Genomic DNA, 21,991 nt, shown 5'->3' with positions numbered 1-21,991 from the left:
AGGAGGTGGCCGGCACCGCGATACCGGCCGGCCGTCATGGACTGGGATACCGGCTGCCGGCTCAGCGCAAGAGCCAGTTGCGGTACTGGGTGGTGACCTCGGCCAGCCGCCCGTCCGCTCCCCACCATTCGGCATTGAGCGCCAGATGTTTCCCGGTCGTGAGATCCGGAAACCAGGCCTTGCGCTCGGCTTCCGGAATCAAGGCAGAAGCGGCCTTGGTCACGGGGATGAGCCGCAGCGCTTTCCAGAGCTCGGCCTGGAGATCGGGCTTCATCATGTAGCCGAGCAGCCGCATGCCAGCTTCCGCATTCGCCGCCCCGGTCGGCAAGGCGAAGGCCGGAAAGGCCATCATCAGCTGCTCCGTGTTGAACGCGACCGGCACGCCGCTCGACTGCGCGGCGAAGACGCGGTTGTTGAAGGTGTGCGTGAAATCGACGTCGTTGGTCTGGATCAGTTCGATCGACTGCGGCGCAGTGTCCGCCCACTTCGCGATATGGGGCTTGATCCGATCGAGAGCCTTGAAGGCTCGCGGGACGTCAAGGGGATACATCGCCGACGGCGCGACCCCGTCCGCCAGCAGGGCGATCTCGAGCACGTTGTCGGGGCGCGAGCGCAGGGACCGACGCCCCGGAAACTTCTGCACGTCCCAGAAGTCAGCCCAGGTCTCGGGATGCTTGCCCGCCGGGAATTTTGCCGAGTTGTAGCCGATGCCGGTGGTGTAGTTGTAGGTGCTCAGCCAATGTGTCTGCTTGGCTTCGGGCACCGAGAGCTCCGGAATATCGATCTTCCCGAAGTCGAGCGGCATGACGAGGCCCATCCGCGCGGCCGTAACGCATTCCGACGGGATCAACTCGATCACGTCCCATTCCGGCGACTTGGACTGCACCTGCGCGCGCAGCTTCGCCATGTCGGCAGGCGCCGTCTGGATGACCTGAATGCCGGTTTCCTTAGCGAAGGGCTGGAAGAAGATGCGCTTCAGCGCCTCGCCATAGCTGCCTCCATAGGTCCCGAAGACGACGCTGGTGGCGGAGCGCGCATCGGGCGCCCGGAGCACGAACGGGGCGGCGATCACGCCACCGATGCCGGCGCGCAGCGCTGCTCTCCTGGACATTTTGGTGGTCAATAGACCTGATTGGGCACGCTTCATGCTTATCCCCTTTTTGGCTCTCCACACTGACGGTGGCTTAGAAGCTCTTGCTGCGGTGCAGGGTACTGTTTTTTCGAGCATTTTTGCAGCCAACTTGTAACTTATGACGCAGGATTTATGCGTTTCTTCAATTTTATGCGCAGGATAGACCTCTCATGTACGAGAAGGGATCATACGCGAACCGACGAGAGCTGTAGATGAGGTGGCGGCGCGATTGCCCGGGCTCGATGACGCTGGAGATTTTACCGCTCGAGAAGGGCCTAAGGCGTCGCTTCGGCTAAGTGCTTGTGTGGACGGCGCCCGCGGGTCCAGAAGTTTGTGGGGGTTGGGACGATCTGATCGGCAGCAGTCATGCGTCCGGCCTGTTGCTGCGGTGCGCATGACCGCTGGCCTTGATGAGATCCCTGGGGCGGGTTCCAAACGGTCCCGCGCGCTTGGACAGCACGAAACACCTACCGGATTGTCCCAATTCCGGTCCGACCGTTCGTCATCACCTCCTCAGCGCCTCCGACCCATCCCTTGGCTCCGTGGTTGTGCGTGCTCTCAGGCAGGGCGGGCCCCGGGTCTTGACCGATACGTCTCCTGCCCACCGTGGTAGACGCGCCCGGAGCGCCGGGAACGACATGGAGTGCGCGCAATCCGGGCTGCGCCGGAACCGTCTTGCGCCACGGGCCGGCGATCGTATCGGGATGAACGGTGCCGATCCCGCCCAGGCGGCTCTCCCGCTGGCGGAAGGCATCGAGATAGGACAGCTCGGCTTATTGCGGGTCTCCAGCTGGTCCAGATACTCGCTAAACGGGATCCGGACCGCCAGCCGATCAAAGCTCGCAAGCGAGCTCTGACTATCTACACAACTCGTCGATCAGCGGTGTAACACTCGCCGCCTCTTGCAGGCGTGCGACCTCGGCCACGATCGTTTTAGCTTGTCCGATCGAGCGCTCTCGTGGCCAGAGCGTACCAAATTTTTTCTCGACGTCGTCGTGGGACATCGGATTGTTGCAATGGCCGATCGGATAAATCGTTTCCGCACTCACATGCCCACCCGCGGCGAGCGTGATCGTAATCCTTGCAGGCGACGTATTGGCGTCGCCATGCGTGAATGCAGGAAGCTCGGCGACTTCGATCTTCGGGAGAAAGGCACGAGTTTTCGGGGACGCCAAGGCCTCATCCGTGAAAGCGGCCGCGGAAATCTTGCCCGAGAGCAAGGAGACGGCCACAACGTAGGGGAGGGAATGGTCAGCGGTCTCACGAGTCCGCGGATCCCATCGGCTCGCCTCGCGTCCCATGACCTCGAACGTCATCCTGTTCACCTCGATGCGAACCTTTGCGACATCGGCATCTGCCATGCGGCCGTGTAGGTCGAGCGCGGCATCGACCGCTGCCTGGCCGTGATAGCAGACCGGATGGCGCTTGATGTGGGTCTTCAGGATAAAATGCCCGCCATCCTCAGGCCAGACGATCTTGCCAACCACCGCTTCGAGACCGCCGATGCCTTCGAACACGCCAGACGGGCCCGTCACGCCTTCCGACGCCAAGCGGGCGGCGAAGACACCGTTGCGGGCGGCATTCGGCCCCGCGCAGGCCTTCCATTCGGACAGGCTGCCCATCCGTACATTGAACAGGCCCACATTCGCTGAGACCGCCAGCGCGAGAGCATGCTCCGTCCGTGTCTCGTCGAGCCCGAGCAGGCAGGCGGATCCGCCAGCGGCGCCCAGCGCCGCCGCGATGACCTGGTCGACCCCTTTCTCCGCCAAGGCGACGCCGTTGCACAGGCCGCAATAGAGATCGTAAGAGATGATAATCGCACGAAGCAGCGCTTCGCCGGATGCACCCCGTTCTTCGGCAAGCGCCATCAGCGCGGGGATGGTGTCGCTCGGATGTCCTGATGTTCGACCCAGGATGGTGTCGTTGAGATCGAGGTAGCGGGCCATGGTCCCGTTCACCAGTGCCGCATCTTCCACCGTGGCGCGACTGCTTGCTCCCCAGATGCGCGCGCCGCGCGTGACGGAAGGAGAGGCCAGAATGCGGCGCAGGCGAGCGCAAAGCTCATCGTCATAGGCGGCGAAAGCGCAGGCGATGGTGTCCAGCATGCGCGTTTGCGCCGCGCGCACGGCGTCCCCAGACAATCGGGTGCGCGCGGTTCTCAGAGCTTGGCTCGCAAGCTTCTTGGTCAGGCTGTCCATTATCGGATTCCTTTCAATATTGGCCCGTGTCGCGCCGTCAACGTCCGGCGAACCTGGGTTAGCGCGTCTCCCGGAACGCGCTCGAACGCCACGGCCGGCGAGATATCCATCTGCACGCCGGTTCGGACGGCACGTGTTGCGGAAGCAAGGCTCAACAGCGCGCGTTTGGTAACCCCCGGCCAGGTCCAGCCCGTTCTTATCTCGCTGCCGGCAGCTTCGTGCCGAGGTCGCATTGCCTGCAAGCCTTCCCTATTCGTCCTGCAGGGCGATCTCGCGGCTGCGTCTCACCATCGGGACGGCAATCAAGAGCGCGATTGCGACCGTCGCGGCAACGAGGGCAGCACTGAGCGGACGCTCGATAAAGATCATCGGGTTACCTCGCGACAATTGCATCGCGCGCCGCAGGTACTCCTCCATCAGCGGGCCAAGAACCATACCCAGGATGAGGGGCGCGGGCTCGCAGTCGAGCAACCTCAAAACATAGCCAAAAAAAGCGAGCGCGATCATGATATAGACGTCGAACGGCGAGTTATTCAGCGAATAGACGCCAATGCAGCAGAAGATGATGATCGATGGATAAAGCAAGCTATAGGGGACCGTCAGAAGTCTCGTCCACAGACCGACGAGCGGCAGATTGAGGATCACGAGCATCAGGTTTCCGACCCACATCGAGGCGATCAGCCCCCAAAACAATGTCGGCTGCTGGTGGATGATGCCGGGGCCCGGCTGGATCCCCTGGATGATCAGCGCGCCGGCGATCAGGGCCACATTGACGTTCGACGGAATGCCGAGCGTCAGCAGGGGAATGAAGGACATCTGGGCGCCGGCGTTGTTGGCAGCTTCGGGAGCCGCTACACCTTCGATCGCGCCGTTTCCAAACCGCTGAGGCTCCCGGGACAGTTTCTTTTCCAGCAGATACGCGGCAAAGGAGGACAACATGGCGCCGCCTCCCGGAAGCATGCCGAGCAGGACGCCCATCGCCGTGCCTCGTATTGCCGGGCCGGTCGATGCCTTGATGTCATCCTTTTGCGGCCAGAGATCGCGCAGCGAAGGTTGCAGGCTCGATCGACGCTGGGTTCCTCCCGGCAAGTTGTGGATGACTTCGGTGATGCCGAACATGCCCATGGCGACGGCAACGATGTTCAGCCCGTCGCTGAGTTCAAGTATCCCGAAAGTGAAACGAAGGTCGCTGGAACCCCTGTCCGAACCGATCAGCCCGAGCGTGACTCCGAGGACGACCATCCCGAGCGCCTTGACGAAGGAGCCGCGCGCAAGCGCAACCGCCACCACGAGGCCGAGAACCATGAGCGAAAAGTATTCAGCCGCGCCGAAAGTCAGGGCCATTGCCCCGAGGACCGGGGCGAAGAATGCGATGATGACCGTTGCGATGGTGCCGGCGAAAAACGAGGCGAGAGCCGCAATTGCCAGTGCCGGCCCGGCCCGGCCCGCTCTCGCCATCTTGTATCCATCCAGCGCGGTGACCACGCTCGACGGCTCTCCGGGAAGGTTGATCAGCATGGCCGTCGTCGATCCGCCATACTGCGCGCCGTAATAGATGCCCGCCAACATGATCAACGACCCGGTGGCATCATGACCGAACGTCAGCGGCAGCAGCATGGCGATCGTCGCTGCCGGTCCCAGGCCGGGCAGAACCCCGACCAGAGTGCCGAGAAGGCACCCCACAAGACAATAGAGAAGATTGTCCGGTGTGATGGCCGTGGAAAGGCCAAGTGCGATGTTTGAAAGAATGTCCATGTCACTCAACGGTCGAAAAGGTAGCCGACGATCGGTATCTGCTGCTCAAGGGCGATCGGGAACATGAGCGTCGTTCCTGCCGCGAGGAACGCGGCGAGCACCAGAACAGTGGATGCCGGTCTGCGCGGGTCGTCGGCCAACGCCGACAGGAGCACAACCAGGAATACGGTGATTGGCAGGCCCAGCGGCCCGATCAATAACGCGAACAGGATTGTGGATCCCAACACGTAGACCGTAGGCCGGATCGAGAACGGCGCGGTCGGCTCATTTTCGCCGAAGAAGCTTCTGCCGATCAGGATCAGGGCGATTGCGCCGAGACAGCACCCCATGATGATCGGAACGTAACCCGCTTCCATCTGTCGGGCCGTTCCGATGTTATAGCCGCTGGCAACTGAAACAACGGAGGCCGCAAGCAGGAGAAAGATAATACCAAGGATCAGGTCCTTTGGCTTTGCCACTTTAAAATTAAAGCCACTCATATTAGGTTTGTCCTATTACGATCTACCTATATGTAAGTCAGAGAATGACCGCAGAAGTGGATCTTCTGCGGTCTATTGTGTAGATTGTAGGATTATTCAGGCTTGACCATCCCTGCAAGGACGGCAGCTTCACGTGAGTTTTTCAATTTTTCAGCAATGATGTTTCGATATGCCTCTGGTGAGCTACCGTCGGCGACGAAGCCGAGCGTCGTGAGTTTTTCAATGACTTCCGGTGAATTTAATGCATCTTGAACATCGGCATTGATCTTCTTGACGATATCCGCAGGGGTCCCCTTGGGACCGGCCAGCCCATAGAAAAACGTGCTCGTGAAGTTTGGCAGCGTGCTGGACATGGGGGCAACATTGGGCAGAAGCTTGGAAGGCTGTGTCGAGCCCACTGCGACGGCCCTCAGAGCGCCGCTTTCGATATGCGGCTTTGCCGGTCCGATAGGCAGCAGAACCGCATCGGTTTGGCCTCCAACCACGTCGGTTAGCCCTGGAGCGGTGCCCGGATAGCCGATCAGCGCGGTTTCGATACCGGCTGCCTTGTTGAGACGGATCGTATCGAGGTGCAGATCGCCGCCAGTGACGACGGATACGTTCAACTGGCCAGGATGCTCCTTGGCGTACGCGATGTAGCCCGCCAAATCTTTAATCGGCAGCTTGCTGTTGACGACGAGTACGGTCGCGCCGGACGCGACTTGGCTGATATGCTCAAAGTCTTTGACGAGGTCGTAATCGAGTTTGTTCTGGACCGAAGCATTGCCGACATCAGAGGTTGACCACATACCCAGCGTATAGCCGTCCGGACGCGCGCTCTTCAGCGTGCGCACGCCGATCGCGCCGTTAGCCCCCGGCCGGTTTTCGACGATCACCTGTTGGCCCCATTTCTTGGTCAAGGCACCTGCGATCATACGCGCGATGGTGTCGGTCCCTCCGCCCGCGCTAAAGCCGACCAGAATAGTGACCGTGCGCTTGGGGAATTCCTGGGCTGATGAACTGGCCGGGGCCAGCCCCGAAAATAGGGCGGCGATGGCAGCCGCGGCAATAGCATAGACAGGCTTCATAGGTATTCCTCCCGGTTTTCGTTTGTCTGAACAGCAGCGGATAGCCGCCTGGCGACGAAAGCTCCGATTTTCCTCGCATCGACGTTCCGCTGATCATTCCACCTTGGTCGCCTTCTTTAAGGCAAAGCAGATCCGCGACCTCACCGTTCTCGTCGTCGTTATATATGCGTCGTAGTCGTCCCGAAGTCGCTCGAAGGTGCGATATTGGATTATCGTCTTGCCGTGCGCCTTGTGTATTGATTCCTCTTTGAGTGGAATACTTGCGGCGGTCTCGGCCGGGAGGACCCGGCGCTGCCACTGACCCTGAGCGTCAGGGGAAAGAATGGGGCCGCGCCCCCCCTGGCGGTCGCGATGCGTGCGCCGCTGAATCCCAGCGCGGCGCGAACGGTGTGATGTCCTGGGTGTTGATCCGCAGATTCGTGGCCGTCAGCCCATCGATCCGGGCCATGTCCACGCTCGACAGGGTGAAATCCATCACATCGAAATTCCTGCGGATATGGTCGGGTTTGGTCGACATCGTATTGATCGATACGCCTTTCTGCAGAATCCAGCGAAGTGCGATCTGCCCCGCTTCCTTTCCGTAATCTTCGCCGAGTTGCGCGAACAGTTCGTGCTTGAAGATGGCCCCGCGCGCCATCGAGCAATAGGAGGAGAGGGGGATGTTCAGCTCGCTCGCCGCCGACAGCAACTTGCCCTGATCAAGCAGGGGATGGAACTCGACCTGGTTGGTGACGATCGGCCCGTCGATGTGATCCTTGGCAATCTTCATCATGCTGACGGTGTAATTGCTGATGCCGATATGCTTCGTGTAGCCTCGTTCCTTCGCCTTCTGGAGCCATTCGAGCGAGGGCCGGACGTCTCCGCCGATCGGTGGCCAGTGCAGCAGGAGAACGTCGACGAAGGGCAGTCCAAGCTCCGTCAGGCTCTTCTCGACACTGGGGAGGAATTCGTTCGGGCCGAAGTTGCTGGGCCTCACCTTGGTCGTGATGCAGAGCTCGTCCCGCGGAATGCCGGATTCCGCTATGGCGCGCCCCACCTCGGCCTCGTTTTGGTAGCTCTGGGCCGTGTCGATGGCGCGGTAGCCGACCGCGAGGGCGTGCCCCAGCGCCTGCTTCAGCTCTTCTCCTTTCAGAGGATAGGTTCCGAAGGAGCGCTGGAAGCTCTTTCTGAAATAGATGCCGCACATCAAACCGCCCCCGGAGCGTCGCGTTCGTCTCGCAGGCGCGCCCCGAGCGGGGCGCGCCTGCAACATGTCGAGCCGGTCGTCTCAGCTCTGCAGATAGACGACGTGGGTCTGCGTATATTCGTAGAGCCCGTGCTTGCCGTCGGCTCCGCCGATCCCGGACCTCCTGGTTCCGGCGTGGAAGCCCTGCATCGCCTCGAAGTTCTCGCGATTGATATAGGTTTCGCCGAAGCGGATCTCGTTGCAGGCTCGCATCGCGACGCCGATATCGCGCGTATAGATCGAAGAGGTCAGGCCGTAGATCGAGTCGTTCGCCCGCTCGATTGCCTCGTCGAGCGTATCGAAGGTATTGACCGGGATGACCGGGCCGAAGATTTCCTTCTGCATAATCTCGTCGGCTTGCCCGCACCCGGTCAGCACCGTCGGCCGATAGTAGGATCCGGATCCGAGCTCCGCGACGGAACCGCCCGTCACCAGATTGGCGCCGGCCTTCAAGGCGCGCTGGACCAGGCCCTCGACCTTTGCCAGCCCCTTCTTGTTGATGAGAGGGCCCATGTCGACCGATTGGTTCGCCAACGGATCGCCATAGGTCGCCTGGTCCATCGCCGAAGCGAGCTTCGAGACGAACTCGTCCTCGACACGGCGATCGACATAGACGCGTTCCGCACAATTGCAGACCTGGCCGCTGTTGATGACGCGCGAGTCGCGGATGGCCTTCACCGACAGGTCGATGTCGGCGTCGGCCAGGACGATCGCCGGCGCCTTGCCTCCGAGCTCGAGATTGACCTTGGTAATGTTCTTCGCCGCCGCGGCCATGATGCGGGAGCCGGTTTCGACCGAACCGGTGAAGCTCAGCATGCCGACGTCAGGGTCGTCGCACAGGGCAGCGCCCGTGGACCCGCCGCCTCCGAAGACGAAGTTCACGATGCCGGGCGGAATATCCGTTTCCGCCACCAGCTGCGCGAACATGGCCGCGTTGTTGGGCGTCTCCTCGCTCGGCTTGATGACGACGGCGTTTCCGGTCACGAGAGCGGGCCCGAGCTTGCGGGCGATCAGGAAGAACGGGAAATTCCAGGGCAGGATGCCGCCGACGACGCCGATCGGCTGGCGGAACAGGAAGATGTTCTCGCCCGGCCGGTCGGAGGTGATGATCTCACCCTCGATGCGGCGCGCCCATTCGGCCATGTAGTCCAGATAGTCGGCCGTGAACGCCACCTCGACTTCGGCAAGGCCGAGAATCTTGCCCTGCTCCTCGACGATCGTCCGCGCCAGCGCCGTTTGGTTCTCGCGAATCTTCGCGGAGAGCGCGCGCAGCGCCGCGGCGCGCTGGATGGCTGGCAGCTTGCCCCAGCCTTTCTGCGCCGCCTTGGCTGCCGCGACTGCCTCCGCAACGACACCGGCTGGCGTGTCGGGAATTTCCGAAATCACCTGATCGGTTGCAGGGTTGAACACGGGGATGAAGTTGCCTCCCGCCGTATCGACGAACTTGCCGTTAATGAAATTGCGGTGACGCGTCGTCATGCTACCTCCAAAGACTGGACACCTCCGGCCGCAGCCCGCTCAAGACCCGCACATGCGGTTCCCGGGCCGAGAGGTGGTATTTCAGATGAACCGCTGTTGGATTCGTGGCCGGATTTATCGTGCGATCTCGCGCGCCCAGAGATCGATCCACTTGGAACGTTCGCTTACGACAGCACTCATGTCGGCCATGTAAGCTCCATCCATGATCGTCTTGCCGTAGGCCACTTTTTTCGCGAGTTCAGGATCAAGCTTGACCGATTGGGCTACCGGGCCGCCATAGTAGTATTGCGCAATCAGTTCCTGGCCATCCTGCGAAAGCAGCCAGTTCATCAGTTTGATAGCATTTTCCCTGTTCGGAGCGCCTTTTACCAAGGTTGTGCCGTTGGTGAACAGCGGAGCGCCTTCGACCGGGGTGATGAACGAAACCGGGAAGCCCGTATCGGCCACCAACGATGCGCGCACGTTATTCCACCAGCCCAGCCAGATCGTCTCTTGCTGGAATAGCAGCGTCATTTCGTCGGCGATGTTGAAGTAGACGTCGTTCTTGAATTTCTTCAGGCGTTCGAAGGCCGGCATGATATTGGTCGGGCTTCCGCCTTCGACTTTGGCGATCATCAGCAGCATCAGCACGCCCGTCGTCGTCGCCGGGGGCCAGATCGCGACACGGCCCTTCAGGTCCGGGCGCCACAGGTCCTGGACCGAGGTCGGAAGTTTCAGCCCCTTGCTTTCGAAGATTTTCGAGTTGTAGGCGATGCCGGTGGTCACCGCCTGGATCGGAACCCCATCGTCGCCCGGATAGCGCAATACGGGATAAATATCGGTGATGGCAGGAAGAATATCAGCGGTGATATGCTCGAAAAGCCCCTTCTGTCGATACTGTGCATACCCCTCTTCGGTCACCATCACAATGTCCATCTGCGGCGAAGCGCGCTGAGCTTCGAGCTTGCTGAGACCTTCCATAATGGTCGCGGGGATATACTGGACCTTGATGCCGAAGGCCTTCTCGAACTTCGGAAAGATGTTCTTCTTGTAGGTCTCGGCAGCGCTGCCGCCGACACCGCAGAAGACGACGCTCTGCGCAGCCCTGGCCACGTAAGGCATGGCGATCATCGTGGTTGCGGACGCTCCGCCGATGACAACGTTACGACGCGATATCATTCTTTTCCCCCTTGGCTCGTTCTGTTCTTCTGTTTAAGTCAGGCGGCAGCGGCTGGGCTTCTCACGCCCCCACGAACACCGGCTTTCGCTTTTCGATGAAGGCGCGTCGTCCCTCGACGTAGTCCTGGCTCTTCCAGCAGCGGTCGACGAATTCCTGACAGATGGCGCTGTCGGCAGCCGCCTCGCCGCGCAGGATCTGCGCGATGCTGACCTTGATCGATTCCAGCGTCAGCGGCGCATTGCCGCCGATCAGTTCGGCATATTCGCCGACGAACTCGTCCAGCGCCTCGTCGGGGACGGTGCGGTTGACGAGGCCCATACCGAAGGCCTCATCCGCATTGAACAGGCGGGCGGTGAGGAAGATCTCCTTGGTCTGGGCCGGGCCGAGAATGTGGACGAACCATTTCAAGGCGCTCGGGCTATATCCGAGGCCGAGCTTAGCCGCGGGCAGGCTGAAGCGCGCGTTGCTGCTGCAGATGCGCAGGTCGCAGGCCATGGCGAGGCTCAGGCCGCCGCCGACGCAATAGCCGCGGATCATCGCGATCGTCGGCTTTGGGCAGTTCAGCACCAGGCCGTAGACCCGCTCATTGGTCTCGGCGTAGTGCTTGATGCCTTCTTCCGTCGAGCGGACCTTCTCGAATTTCGAGATGTCGGCGCCCGTCACGAAGTTTCCGCCAGCGCCGGTGATGACGATGGTGCGGATGTTCTTGTCGTTCACCAGGTCGATGATAATACGCTCAAAGTCGATCAGCATCTCGAGGGAGACGGCATTCTTGCGGGCAGGATTCTCGAACGCGATATAACCAACCCGGCCCGCTTTGTGCAGAGTGACAACGCCTTCTCGTGCTTCCTCGGACGCCACCGGCATTCCTCCATATCCTGGGTCGGTATTCCGTTTTAGTAATTCCGCTAATCGGAATGTGATGCCATTTTTTTGAAAATATAGCTTGCGGGGTGCAGGCACGCAAGTTAATTCCGATGGACGGAAAACGTGATCGGCCCCGTCTCGCCTGCGGCCGGGAAGCGGCGCCAGCCACAGAAGATGTCGGAATAGATCGGTATATTCCGGTATGACTATCTGCCTAAATCCAGATTTTAAAACTACATTATACCGATATATCGAATAGAATTCGTTACAATCTGAAGTTTACTTGAATTATTACGAGGGGATGTGATGGACGTAAGACGTGCTTTTGACTTCACAGGTAGGAATGCATTGATCACCGGTGCCGCGCGCGGCATCGGATTTGCTTGTGCCAAGGCGCTGAGCGACAGCGGGGCGCGGGTCGCTCTCGCCGATATGAATGGCGAGGCGGTGGCAGCTTCCGCGAGGGAATTGTCCTCCACAGCGGTGGGGCTGGCCGCCGATATCGGCGATGCGCAGTCGGTCGCCGCGATGGTCGAGGGTGCGAAGCGGGAGCTCGGTGAGATCGATATTTTCGTCAACTGTGCGGCGATCACCCATGACAACCTGTTCCTGGAATCCGGGCCGGAGGATTGGGAGCGTATCCTGCGCGTGGACCTTTTCGGCGCCATGCTTTGCCTGAAGGCCGTCCTGCCGGACATGGTCCGCCGGGGCTATGGCCGGGTCGTCTACCTCGCCTCGGACTCCGCGCTGATCGGCCAGGCGCGCCTTTCCTATTACGCGGCCGCCAAGGGCGGCGTCGTCGCGCTCATCAAATCGGTGGCGCAGGAGGTCGGAAAGGATGGTGTGACCCTGAACGTCGTCTCGCCGGGCGCGACGAACACGCCGCTGCGCGCGCAGCGGGAGACGGCGCTGCGCGCCCAACTCGGCGAGGAGCGCTTTCTCGCGCGTGAGCGGAAGATCCTGGCGCGTTACCCGGTCGGACGTCTGGGGCAGCCCGACGACATCGCCGGCGCCGTCGCGTTCCTCAGTGCCGAGCAGTCGAGCTGGGTGACCGGGCAGGTGCTGAGCGTCAATGGCGGCTTCCTGATGGCCTGATGGGGCGCGCCGATGCGGGCCGTCGGCGCAACCTTTTGATTCTACGCCGAATTCGGCCCGGGATTGACCGCTCTGCGCCTTCAACATGATCGGGCTGCGCGCTCGAGCAGGCGTTGACAAGCCGGCGAAGGCGCAGTAGCTCAATAATCAAATATGATAACAAATTCCGTTAAACGGAATTAGAGAAGGGCGGCGCCAACTGCCGCAGCTGGGGAGACAGGTTCGTGTCCGCGAGAGTCCAGGCAGCCGAGTCGGGGGCGGGTGGCGCTGAGGCGCGCCAGGCTGCCGCCGCGCCGTTCAGCATGCCTCTGCGCGGCGTCCGCGTCGTCGAGAGCGGCGAGAGGCTGGCGGTGGGCGTCTGCGGCGCGTTGCTTCGGGAGCTCGGCGCCGAGGTCTCCTGCTCCGGCAGCTACGCTTCGGCGGCCGGCCCGGCAGGCTATGACGGCTACGCCTATCTGCGGCACGGCAAGGCGATCCTCAGCGGCGGCGCACTCGTCGCGGCCGAGAGCGATGCGGATGTCGCGCTGTTCTCGTCCGACGTCGCGGAGGCGCAGGCTGCGTCGAGCCGCGACGACGGTCGGCGGATCCTGTGCGACATCACGGCGCTCGGCCGTGCCATGGCCGGCAGCGGCGCGGCGCTGACGGAGCTCCAGATCCAGGCGATGTCGGCCATCGTGGACACCACCGGCGTGTCCGACGGTCCACCGGTGCCGATCGGCTTCCCTGTGGTCGAGATGACGACGGGGCTCTACGCGGCGGCGGCCGTTGTCGCCGCGCTGCGCGTGCGGCGGCAGAGCGGGCATGGCCAGGCCATCGACATGAGCCTGTTCGACTGCGCCTTCGTCGCCATGGCGACCTTCGTCGCCGAGCCGCTGGTCGGCGGCGAGACGCCGATTGCGCGCATGGGCAACACTCACCCCTCCGCGGCGCCCTGGAACACCTATCGCGCCACGGACGGCTCGCTCGTCATCTGCGCAGGCAACGACCAGCAATGGCAGCGTCTCTGCCAACTGATCGGCCGTCCCGAACTGGCCGCGGACCCGGACTTCGCCAACCAGTTCGGCCGCGTCGCCCGGCGCGCCCAGGTCGATGCCGCGATCCAGGCCTGGACCGAGCGGCACTCGATCGAGGACTGCGGCCGGCAACTTTCGGCGATCTCCATCGCGAACGGCCGCGTCGTCCGCAACGACGGCTTTCCGCGGGAGCCGAACCTCGTCGCACGCGGATCGGTCTTCGAGGTCGACGACGCTTCCGCCGGGGGGAAGACCTATATTTCCCGCTCTCCCATCCGGATCGACGCGGCCTCGGCCGCCCGGGTGGAAGCTACTGGGACGGCGCCGTCCGCTCGATCCGCTGCGTCCGGCCCCATGCGGCTGCCGCTGCACGGCGTGCGGGTCATCGAGATCGGCCAGTATACCACCGCGCCGCTCGTCGCGCGCTACTGCGCTGCTCTGGGTGCAGAGGTGATCAAGGTCGAGCCGCCGGGCGGCGAGAGCACGCGGACCTGGCCGCCGCTTCTGGACGGCCAGTCGATCTTCTGCCGGTTCAACAACTCCGGCAAGAAGATGATCAGCCTCGACCTGAAAGACCCGCAGGATGCAGCGATCTTCAACGAACTGGTCCGCGAGGCGGATGTCGTCGTCGAGAACATGAAGCCCGGCGCGCTGGCGAAGCTTGGCTTCTCTTTCGAGACCATGCACGCGATGAACGAGCGCCTCGTCTACTGCTCGATCAACGGCTACGGCGCGTCTTCGCTTTATCCCGGCCGGCCGGCCTATGACACGGTCATCCAGGCCGAAGCGGGCATCATGGCCGAGACCAGCCGGGACGGGGAGCCGGTCAAGGCCGGGATCTCCATCTCGGATCTGCTCGGCGCGCAGTTCGGGCTGCTGGGCATCATCGCCGCGCTGGAATACGTCGCCGCGGGCGGACCGGGGGTCAGCCTCGACATCTCCATGCAGGACGCCTCGGCATGGGTGACGCAACTGGTCTGGGACGGCCGGGCCAGAAGGCCGACAGTGAAGACGATCCCGTGCAGCGACGGCTATGTCGTCGCCGTGGAACCGCGGGGCGAATGGCAGGCCCTCCCGCTCGACCGGTTCAGGCAGATGACGCGCGCCGAGGCTGATGCCGAGTTGAAGCGGCAGGGCATCGAGGCGGCGCCGGTCCTGAGCGTTTTGGAGATGCTGAAGCTGCCGCTGGTCGCGGACAGGCGGCTGTTCGACTACCGCCATGATCGCGGTTTCGCGTGGCCGGTCCTGGCCTGTCCCTTGCGGCTCATGGAAACGCCTCCGCGCCTCATGGAGCCGGCCGCGCCGGTCGATTTCCATCGCGGCGAAATTCTCGGGGAATTGCGGGCTGCGAATGAAGGCGCGGTGCGCGGCGCGGCGTCCTAGCCGCAGGGACCAAGCAAGCCATACACGACGCATTGTCGAGGAGTGAGGCATGGACTTCGAATTGACGGATGAACAGCGGATCGCCCAGGACGCGACGCGGCGCATGGTGAGCCAGGAGATCGAGCCGCTGATCGCCGGGTACGATCCCGATCAGCCCCTGCCGAAGGACGCGACGCGCCAGTTGATCCAGATCCTCGCCAAGCAGGGCCTGACCACCGCGCGCCTGCCGGAGGAAGCCGGCGGCTCCGCCCTGTCGGCGCTGACCGTCGGGCTGATCCTCGAGCAGCTGCCGCCGGTGGCGCAATGGGCGCTCGGGGCGCAGGAAGTCACCATCGCGCGCATCTACCGGGGCAGCACGCCGGAACAGCGCGCTCGCATCCTGCCGGACCTGATCGCCGGCAACAAGATCACCTGCACGGGCACAACCGAGCCGGATGCCGGTTCTGATCCGCGCAGCATCCGGACGACGGCCGTCGAGGACGGCGACCACTACATCGTCAACGGCACCAAGATGTGGGTCACCAATGCGAGCGTCTGCGACGTGATGATGGTGACGACCTCGGTCGGGCGCGACGAGAACGGCCTCAGCCGCATGATGCGGATCGTCATCGACAAGGAGGAATCGCCCTTCACCACGCGGAAGATCCCGACATTGGGGCTCAAGTCGGGTCATCTCGGCGAGGCGACCTTCGTCGATTGCCGCGTGCCCAAGCGCAACGTCCTGGGCGAGACGGGGGACGCGTCGCGTGTCCTGACGGAGACCTGGATCGCCAACCGCCCCTTCATGGGCCTCTATGCCGTGCACCTGGCCCAGAAGGCCTATGACGCGGCGCTGGCCTTTGCCGGTGAAAGGGTTCAGTTCGGCCGGAAGATCGCAGGATTCCAGCTCGTCCAGGAGCTTCTCGCCAACATCGCCACCGCGATCACGTCGAGCCGCCTGCTCTGCTACTACGCCCTGTCCTGCATCGATCGCGGCGAGCGTTCCAACCAGATCTCGGCGATGGCCAAGCGCTATTCGCTCGCCGCCTGCCAGCGCGCCATTTCGGAAGCCATGGAAGTCCACGGCGCGATGGGCATCAGCACCGAGCTCGGGCTGGAGCGGCTCTATCGTGACGCGCGCATGCTGCCGATCCCGGACGGCACCAACCAGATCCTCACACTGATCGAGGGCCGGGAGATCACCGGCATCCCGGCCTATCGCGCCTAGCGCAACGCCATATCGGAGACCCGCCATGAGCCATGATTTCGAGGACGTCCTCTACCGCGAGGAAGGCCGCGTCGCGACCATCACGATCAACCGCCCGGACCGGATGAATTCCTTCCGCAGCTCCAACGCGACATTCGCCGGCGGCACCTATGAGGAGCTGACCGAGGCGATCCAGCGCGCCGGCTGGAACCGCGACATCGGCGTCATCGTGCTGACGGGGGCGGGCAGCCGTGCCTTCAGCGTGGGGGGCGACACTGGCGACACGCGTTCCAAAAGCACCGGGCGCGGCATCACCGGCGTTCCTGGCGAGGAGCTGCACGCCGCGATCCGCTCGGTGCCGAAGCCGGTCATCGCCAAGGTCCGGGGCTATGCGATCGGCGGCGGCAACGTCCTCGTCACGCTCTGCGACCTCGCCATCGCCAGCGAGAACGCGATCTTCGGCCAGGTCGGCCCGAAGATGGGTTCGGTCGATCCAGGCTTCGGCACGGCGCTGCTCTCCCGCGTCGTCGGCGAGAAGAAAGCCCGCGAGATGTGGTTCCTCTGCCGGCGCTATCCGGCGGCCGAGGCCCTGGCGATGGGATTGATCAATCGCGTCGTGCCCGACGATCAGCTCGATGCCGAAGTCGACACATGGTGCGAGGAGATCGCCAATATGAGCCCGACCGCGATCGGAATTGCCAAGGCTTCCTTCAATGCCGACAGCGAGCATCTGCGCGGCGTCTCGGCCCTGGGTTTCCACGCGACCGCGCTCTACCGCTATTCTGCGGAAGCGAAGGAAGCGGGCGCTGCGTTTCGCGAGAAGCGCAAGCCGGACTTCACCCACGCCAAGAACTGAAATCCCTTACTACAAGGCACGGGTGATGCCGGTATGAGCACGATTTCGATCGAGGATCTGCGTTTCGCCGATTGGATGCGCTCCGGTGATGCGGTGACCTGGCTCGGCTCGACCGCCGAGCCGGTGGCTTTGATCTCGCGTCTCGATGCACAGGCGGGCGATTGCCCGCACTTCTCGACGCTGCTCAGCCTCAGCTTCGCCGAGGATCTGCGGCCGGAGCATCCGAACGTGACGTTCAAGTCGTTCGGCGGGGCCGGCACCAACAAGCGCTTCTATCCGGCGAGTGCCGGCGGCGTCATAGCCTGCAACGTTTCCAATCTCTGCCAGCTGATCGCGGCGGGAAACATCCGCGTCGAGGTGGCCCTCGTCCAGGTCAGCGGGCCCGACGACCAGGGCCGATACAATCTCGGCCTGGGCGTCCAGCACATGCAGACGGCGATCGAGAAGGCGCGGGTGGTGATCGGCCAGGTCAACCGCAACGTACCCTGGACCTTCGGCGATACGCTCGTCGAGGGCTCCGCTTTCGACGTTCTGGTCGAGGAGGACACGCCGATCATCGAGCCGCCGCAGAGCGAACCGACCTCCCTCGACAGCGTGATCGGCGAGCATATCGCGAAGCTCGTGGCGGATGGCTCGGTGATCCAGCTCGGCATCGGCGCCGTGCCGAATGCCGTCGCGCGGGCCTTGCGCGCCAAGCGTCGGCTCGGCGTCCATGCCGGCGTCATCGGCGACGGCGTTCTCGACCTGATCGAGGCCGGCGCCATTGACAACAGCCGCAAGGAGATCGATCCGGGATTGACCGTGACCATGGGCCTGCTCGGCTCGCATCGTCTCAATCGCTACGCCGACCGGAATATGTCGCTGCGGGTACGCTCGCCGCTCTACACGCATGATCCCGTCGTATTGTCGCAGCTCAGCCGCATCGTCGCGATCAATTCTGCCCTGGAAGTGGATCTGACCGGGCAGATCAATGCGGAAACCGCCATGGGGCGGCATATCGGGACGATCGGCGGCCAGGGCGATTTCATGCGTGCCGCGATGCGCTCGCGGGAAGGCCGATCGATCATAGCCCTGCCCGCGACGGCGAGGCGGGGCACCACGTCGCGCATCGTCGCCCGCCTCGCTGACGGAGCCGTCACTACGCCGCGCGCCGATGCCGACATCATCGTCACGGAATACGGCATCGCCGAGCTTCGCGGGCGCTCGCTCGACGAGCGCGCGGCGGCGATGATCGCCATCGCCGCGCCTGAGTTCCGCAAGGACCTCTCCGCGGCGGCGATGAAGCTGTGCTGATCATGGGCGGGGTCGAAGGAGGCGCCGGGATCCGACTGACGAGGGACACGGAAGGGAAGGCGCCGCCGGGAGCGGCGGCAAAGCAAAAAACTGACATGAGGAGGGAAGGCCGATGAATTTCAGATCCAGCAGGCGCTTTATCGTGCGGATTGCTCCCTGCCATATCCGGGCGCAGGGCCGGCCCCGAAGCGCCTTCGTATCGCGAGAGGCCTGAGCATGGCCCGCGTCGAAATTCGCGGAGTGACGAAGAGCTTTGGCCGCGTTCCCGCGGTCGACAAGGTTTCGTTCGTGGCACAGGACGGCGATCTGATTACGCTGCTCGGCCCTTCCGGTTGCGGCAAGACCACCACGCTGAACATGATCGCCGGCTTCATCGATCCGGATGACGGCGAGATCTTTATCGATAACCAGGCAATTCAGACCACGCCGTCTCATAAGCGAAATCTGGGAATGGTCTTCCAGAACTTCGCCCTGTTCCCGCACATGACCGTCTTCGAGAACGTCGCCTTCGGCCTCAGCATGCGCCGAATTCCCAAGGCCGAGATCCGGCGCAAGGTCGAGGCGGCTCTCGAGATGGTCGAATTGAGCAGCTTCGAGGACCGCTATCGCCGCCAGCTCTCCGGCGGCCAGGCCCAGCGCGTCGCGCTGGCGCGCGCGGTGGTCATCGAGCCGGCCGTCCTTCTCCTCGATGAGCCGTTCTCGGCGCTGGACGCCAGCCTCCGGGCCCAGCTTCGCAGCGATGTGCGCCGCATCCAGAAGACGCTCGGCATCACCACCGTCTTCGTGACGCATGACCAGGCCGAAGCGCTCTCCATGTCGGACAGCATCGTGCTCATGCGGCGCGGCGCCATCGAGCAGATCGGCACACCGAAGGAAGTCTACGAGCACCCGCGCAACAAGTTCGTCGCCTCCTTCCTCGGCGACGCGAACCTGCTGCCGGGCAAGGTGGTGTCGCAATCCGGAGACCGGGTCGAGTTCGCCTGGGGCGGCACAGTCCTGCGGGCCATGGCGGCGGACGCGAGGATCCCCGTCGGCAGCGCCGGAACCCTCGCACTCCGGCCCGAGCGTCTCCGCATCACGGACGACCGCAACGCCGAGAACGCCATCGTCGGGACGATCAAGAGCGTGTCCTTCGTCGGATCGGCCACGACCTATGTCGTCTCCTCCGCCGCCGGCATCCTGCGCGTCGAAGCGCATAATAACGACGGTATCGCGATCCGCGAACAGGACCAGTCCGTCGTTCTCAGCTTCGCTCCCAACAGTGCGGTCGTGATCCATGAACAATAGCACGCGGGAGCGTCTCTTCAGGTTGATCCTGCTTTTGCCGATCGCCATCTTCCTCGTCTTTGCCTTCATCGTGCCGATGGGCATGATGCTCAGCAACAGCGCACGGCACTTCGATCCGCTTCTCGGTGCGACCGAGGGTTGGTCCGCCGAATATTACCAGGCCGTGTTTTCCGACCCGTTCTATTGGAGCGTGATAGCCAAGACGGGCTATCTGAGCCTGGCGGCCGTGCTCGTCTGCATCCTGATCGGCTATCCGGTGGCCGTCTGCCTGGTCCTGTTCCAGGGTCGGCACAGGACGATCATCTATACCGGCCTGCTGGCGCCGCTGTTCGTCAGCGCGATCGTGCGAACCTATGGCTGGCTCATTCTGCTGGGACAGGGCGGGCCTATCCAGTCGGCGCTGCCCTGGCTCGGCCTGAGTCCGATGACGCGCATCATCGGAACCGAGACCGCCGTGGTGATCGGGCTCGTCCACCTCTTCCTCGCGATGATGGTGCTGCCGATCGCGGCATCGCTACGCAACCTGGACCCCGCCGTCCTCAATGCCGCGCGTATCCATGGCGCCAGCCCGGTCAGGGTCTATACCCGGGTGATCTTTCCTTTGAGCCTGCCGGGCGTGCTCTCGGGCGCCGTCGCGGTCTTTGCCCTGAGCGCCGGTGCCTTCGTGACGCCGGCGATCCTCGGAGCGTCCAAGGTCAGGGTCATGTCCTATTCGATCTGGGAGCAGTTCTCCGTCCTGCACAATTTCGGGCAAGGGTCGGTGCTTTCGATCTTCCTCGTCGTCAGCGTAGCGGCGGTCGTGTTCCTGGCGTCTTCGACCTTGAGGAGCAAGAATGCCTGAGATTTCTCATGCCATGACGGCTTCTCCGGCGGGCCGCCGCAATCGCCGGCCGGCGGGCATGCTCGCCGTGCGGGCTGGCCTGATCGGCTTCTCCTATCTGGTCCTCGTCTTCATGGTCGCGCCGATGCTGACCGTGATCGCCTCCTCCTTCACATCGACCAACTTTATCCGGTTTCCGCCGGTCGGGTTTTCCTTCAAGTGGTTCGTGGCGGCCATTCAGGACGAGACCCTGTCCTATACCTTGCTTGTCAGCCTCGGCCTTGCCACGGCCTGCGCGGTGCTGTCGATCATCGTCGGCTTCCTCGCCGCCTGCGGCCTGTCGATGAGCCAATTTCGCGGGCGCGAGGTGCTGACCACCTTCTTCATGTCTCCGCTGATGGTGCCAGTGATCGTACTGGGCGCGGCGATGCTGCAGTTCTTCGCCTCGCTCGGCATGCTCGACACGGTCGGTGGCGTGCTGCTGGGGCATATGCTCGTCGCCGTGCCCTATGCCATCCGGCTCGTCGGAGTGAGCCTCGACGGCTTCGACTGGGACCTCTACCGGGCAGCCCGAAATCTGGGCGCCTCGGAGATCGTCGCGGTCACCCGCGTCGTCCTGCCGTCGGCCTATTCGGGCATCGTCGCCGGCGCGACCTTCGCCTTCATCATGTCCTTCGACGAGGTGACCATCTCGCTGTTCACGACCGGCACCAAGGTACAGACGCTGCCGGTCACGATCTACCGCAGCGTGGAATACAGCTACGAACCGGTCATCGCCGCCGCTTCCAGCATCACGGTCGGCATCGCCGCGCTGGCATTGATCGCGATCTTCGGATCGCTGGGCATCGAGCGCGTCTTCGGCGCGGAGGAAACGCGATGACGCAGGTCGGAGACGCTCAGATCCACGCTTTCGAGACGATCAAGGCCGAGCGTCGGGGGCCGGCCCTCGTGGTTATGCTCAACCGGCCCGAGCGGCGGAATGCCATCAGCATCCGCATGATGGATGAATTGGCCGAGCTCGCCGAGCGGGTCGAGACGGATGCAGGCATCCGCACGATCGTCATCACCGGCGGGGCGGCGTTCTTCTCGGCCGGAGGCGATCTCCATGAGGCTGCCAGGATCGAGACCCCGACCGACCTGATGCAGGTCGTGAAGCACTGGAAGCGGATGAATGCCGCGCTGGAAAGCTCCTCGAAGCCCGTGATCGCGGCGATCGAGGGCTTCTGCATAACCGGCGGCTGCGAGCTGGCGCTCGCCTGCGACATCCGCATCGCGGGCGCGGGAGCTTCCTTCGGCATCACCAGCTCGAAGATCGGCACCGTGCCGGGGGCGGGGGGCACGCAAAGGCTGCCGCGCATCGTTGGCGTGTCGAACGCCCTGCACATTCTGTTCACCGCGACGCCGATCGACGCCGCCGAGGCTTACCGCATCGGGCTCGTCAGCGAGCTGGTCGCGGAAGGCCAGGCGCTCCCGCAGGCGCTGAAGCTGTCCGAGACGCTGGCGCAGCGGGCACCGCTCTCGCTCGCGCTGATCAAGCGGGCCGTCTATCGCGGCGTCGAAAGCGATCTCGAGACCGGGCTCGCGCTCGAGGAAACGGCCGGCGCCCTCGCTTACGGAAGTGCCGATCGGCGGGAAGGCATCGCCGCCTTCTTCGAGCGGCGCGACCCATCCTTTCAAGGCAGGTGACAGCATGGCTG

The 21,991-nt window shown here is 63.3% G+C and carries 18 protein-coding genes; 9 read left to right on the top strand and 9 right to left on the bottom strand.

The genetic code is table 11. The annotated features are described in order from the left end of the window. Positions 1-61: 61 nt before the first annotated feature. From M9917_RS00510 to M9917_RS00470, 9 genes are all read right to left on the bottom strand, one after another. Complete coding sequence (locus M9917_RS00510; protein WP_297250278.1) at positions 62-1,228, bottom strand: ABC transporter substrate-binding protein; 1,167 nt, start codon at positions 1,226-1,228, stop codon at positions 62-64. A 761-nt stretch (positions 1,229-1,989) separates the two neighbouring features. Continuing rightward, positions 1,990-3,330, bottom strand: a complete 1,341-nt coding sequence (locus tag M9917_RS00505) for an MmgE/PrpD family protein (protein ID WP_297250276.1) — start codon at positions 3,328-3,330, stop codon at positions 1,990-1,992. A 249-nt stretch (positions 3,331-3,579) separates the two neighbouring features. Further along, positions 3,580-5,085, bottom strand: coding sequence for a tripartite tricarboxylate transporter permease (locus tag M9917_RS00500; protein ID WP_297250274.1), 1,506 nt, complete (start codon positions 5,083-5,085; stop codon positions 3,580-3,582). A 5-nt stretch (positions 5,086-5,090) separates the two neighbouring features. Then, the gene (locus M9917_RS00495; protein WP_297250272.1) at positions 5,091-5,564 is read right to left on the bottom strand and encodes a tripartite tricarboxylate transporter TctB family protein; all 474 of its coding nucleotides are present in this window, start codon (positions 5,562-5,564) and stop codon (positions 5,091-5,093) included. Positions 5,565-5,656: 92 nt separating this feature from the next. Further along, a complete protein-coding gene (locus M9917_RS00490; protein ID WP_297250270.1) occupies positions 5,657-6,631 on the bottom strand; it encodes a Bug family tripartite tricarboxylate transporter substrate binding protein in 975 nt (324 codons plus the stop codon). 310 nt (positions 6,632-6,941) lie between these two features. Next, a complete protein-coding gene (locus M9917_RS00485; protein ID WP_297250268.1) occupies positions 6,942-7,817 on the bottom strand; it encodes an aldo/keto reductase in 876 nt (291 codons plus the stop codon). Positions 7,818-7,898: 81 nt separating this feature from the next. Continuing rightward, positions 7,899-9,335, bottom strand: coding sequence for an aldehyde dehydrogenase (aldA, locus tag M9917_RS00480; RefSeq protein WP_297250266.1), 1,437 nt, complete (start codon positions 9,333-9,335; stop codon positions 7,899-7,901). Between the two features lie 114 nt (positions 9,336-9,449). Further along, positions 9,450-10,493 (bottom strand): ABC transporter substrate-binding protein, encoded by a 1,044-nt coding sequence (locus M9917_RS00475; RefSeq protein ID WP_297250264.1) that lies wholly within the window; start codon positions 10,491-10,493, stop codon positions 9,450-9,452. Between the two features lie 61 nt (positions 10,494-10,554). Then, complete coding sequence (locus M9917_RS00470) at positions 10,555-11,361, bottom strand: enoyl-CoA hydratase (RefSeq protein WP_297250263.1); 807 nt, start codon at positions 11,359-11,361, stop codon at positions 10,555-10,557. Between the two features lie 306 nt (positions 11,362-11,667). Here M9917_RS00470 and M9917_RS00465 point away from each other — a divergent pair, with 306 nt between their 5' ends. The 9 genes from M9917_RS00465 (at position 11,668) to M9917_RS00425 (ending at position 21,980) form a co-directional block, all read left to right on the top strand. Next, the gene (locus M9917_RS00465) at positions 11,668-12,456 is read left to right on the top strand and encodes an SDR family NAD(P)-dependent oxidoreductase (RefSeq protein ID WP_297250261.1); all 789 of its coding nucleotides are present in this window, start codon (positions 11,668-11,670) and stop codon (positions 12,454-12,456) included. Between the two features lie 224 nt (positions 12,457-12,680). After that, on the top strand, positions 12,681-14,852 hold the full coding sequence (locus M9917_RS00460; protein WP_297250259.1) for a CaiB/BaiF CoA-transferase family protein: 2,172 nt from the start codon (positions 12,681-12,683) through the stop codon (positions 14,850-14,852). Between the two features lie 49 nt (positions 14,853-14,901). Further along, positions 14,902-16,059 (top strand): acyl-CoA dehydrogenase family protein, encoded by a 1,158-nt coding sequence (locus tag M9917_RS00455; RefSeq protein ID WP_297250257.1) that lies wholly within the window; start codon positions 14,902-14,904, stop codon positions 16,057-16,059. A 25-nt stretch (positions 16,060-16,084) separates the two neighbouring features. Then, positions 16,085-16,894, top strand: a complete 810-nt coding sequence (locus M9917_RS00450) for an enoyl-CoA hydratase-related protein (RefSeq protein ID WP_297250255.1) — start codon at positions 16,085-16,087, stop codon at positions 16,892-16,894. Positions 16,895-16,927: 33 nt separating this feature from the next. Beyond that, complete coding sequence (locus M9917_RS00445) at positions 16,928-18,187, top strand: acetyl-CoA hydrolase/transferase family protein (RefSeq protein ID WP_297250253.1); 1,260 nt, start codon at positions 16,928-16,930, stop codon at positions 18,185-18,187. Between the two features lie 216 nt (positions 18,188-18,403). Further along, the gene (locus tag M9917_RS00440; protein WP_297250251.1) at positions 18,404-19,474 is read left to right on the top strand and encodes an ABC transporter ATP-binding protein; all 1,071 of its coding nucleotides are present in this window, start codon (positions 18,404-18,406) and stop codon (positions 19,472-19,474) included. Then, the gene (locus tag M9917_RS00435; protein WP_297250249.1) at positions 19,464-20,315 is read left to right on the top strand and encodes an ABC transporter permease; all 852 of its coding nucleotides are present in this window, start codon (positions 19,464-19,466) and stop codon (positions 20,313-20,315) included. The genes M9917_RS00440 and M9917_RS00435 overlap by 11 nt, the downstream gene beginning before the upstream one ends. Then, entirely contained in the window at positions 20,308-21,174 is an 867-nt protein-coding gene (locus M9917_RS00430; protein ID WP_297250247.1) for an ABC transporter permease, read from the top strand. The genes M9917_RS00435 and M9917_RS00430 overlap by 8 nt, the downstream gene beginning before the upstream one ends. Continuing rightward, positions 21,171-21,980 carry an enoyl-CoA hydratase/isomerase family protein gene (locus tag M9917_RS00425; RefSeq protein WP_297250245.1) on the top strand — a complete coding sequence of 270 codons (810 nt, stop codon included), beginning with the start codon at positions 21,171-21,173 and terminating at the stop codon, positions 21,978-21,980. The genes M9917_RS00430 and M9917_RS00425 overlap by 4 nt, the downstream gene beginning before the upstream one ends. Positions 21,981-21,991: the final 11 nt, after the last annotated feature.

The sequence above is a fragment of the Bosea sp. (in: a-proteobacteria) genome (assembly GCF_023953965.1).
Taxonomy (GTDB): domain Bacteria; phylum Pseudomonadota; class Alphaproteobacteria; order Rhizobiales; family Beijerinckiaceae; genus Allobosea.
The sequence above is the reverse complement of the archived record's forward strand: the minus strand, read 5'-3'. Positions and strand labels throughout refer to the sequence as shown.

Coding starts and splice junctions, on each gene's coding strand:
- M9917_RS00475 (WP_297250264.1), bottom strand. CDS start 10,493: ATGATATCGCGTCGTAACGTTGTCATCGGCGGAGCGTCCGCAACCACG.
- M9917_RS00430 (WP_297250247.1), top strand. CDS start 20,308: ATGCCTGAGATTTCTCATGCCATGACGGCTTCTCCGGCGGGCCGCCGC.
- M9917_RS00490 (WP_297250270.1), bottom strand. CDS start 6,631: ATGAAGCCTGTCTATGCTATTGCCGCGGCTGCCATCGCCGCCCTATTT.
- M9917_RS00505 (WP_297250276.1), bottom strand. CDS start 3,330: ATGGACAGCCTGACCAAGAAGCTTGCGAGCCAAGCTCTGAGAACCGCG.
- M9917_RS00440 (WP_297250251.1), top strand. CDS start 18,404: ATGGCCCGCGTCGAAATTCGCGGAGTGACGAAGAGCTTTGGCCGCGTT.
- M9917_RS00450 (WP_297250255.1), top strand. CDS start 16,085: ATGAGCCATGATTTCGAGGACGTCCTCTACCGCGAGGAAGGCCGCGTC.
- M9917_RS00455 (WP_297250257.1), top strand. CDS start 14,902: ATGGACTTCGAATTGACGGATGAACAGCGGATCGCCCAGGACGCGACG.
- M9917_RS00495 (WP_297250272.1), bottom strand. CDS start 5,564: ATGAGTGGCTTTAATTTTAAAGTGGCAAAGCCAAAGGACCTGATCCTT.
- M9917_RS00445 (WP_297250253.1), top strand. CDS start 16,928: ATGAGCACGATTTCGATCGAGGATCTGCGTTTCGCCGATTGGATGCGC.
- aldA (WP_297250266.1), bottom strand. CDS start 9,335: ATGACGACGCGTCACCGCAATTTCATTAACGGCAAGTTCGTCGATACG.
- M9917_RS00510 (WP_297250278.1), bottom strand. CDS start 1,228: ATGCTCGAAAAAACAGTACCCTGCACCGCAGCAAGAGCTTCTAAGCCA.
- M9917_RS00485 (WP_297250268.1), bottom strand. CDS start 7,817: ATGTGCGGCATCTATTTCAGAAAGAGCTTCCAGCGCTCCTTCGGAACC.
- M9917_RS00470 (WP_297250263.1), bottom strand. CDS start 11,361: ATGCCGGTGGCGTCCGAGGAAGCACGAGAAGGCGTTGTCACTCTGCAC.
- M9917_RS00465 (WP_297250261.1), top strand. CDS start 11,668: ATGGACGTAAGACGTGCTTTTGACTTCACAGGTAGGAATGCATTGATC.
- M9917_RS00435 (WP_297250249.1), top strand. CDS start 19,464: ATGAACAATAGCACGCGGGAGCGTCTCTTCAGGTTGATCCTGCTTTTG.
- M9917_RS00425 (WP_297250245.1), top strand. CDS start 21,171: ATGACGCAGGTCGGAGACGCTCAGATCCACGCTTTCGAGACGATCAAG.
- M9917_RS00500 (WP_297250274.1), bottom strand. CDS start 5,085: ATGGACATTCTTTCAAACATCGCACTTGGCCTTTCCACGGCCATCACA.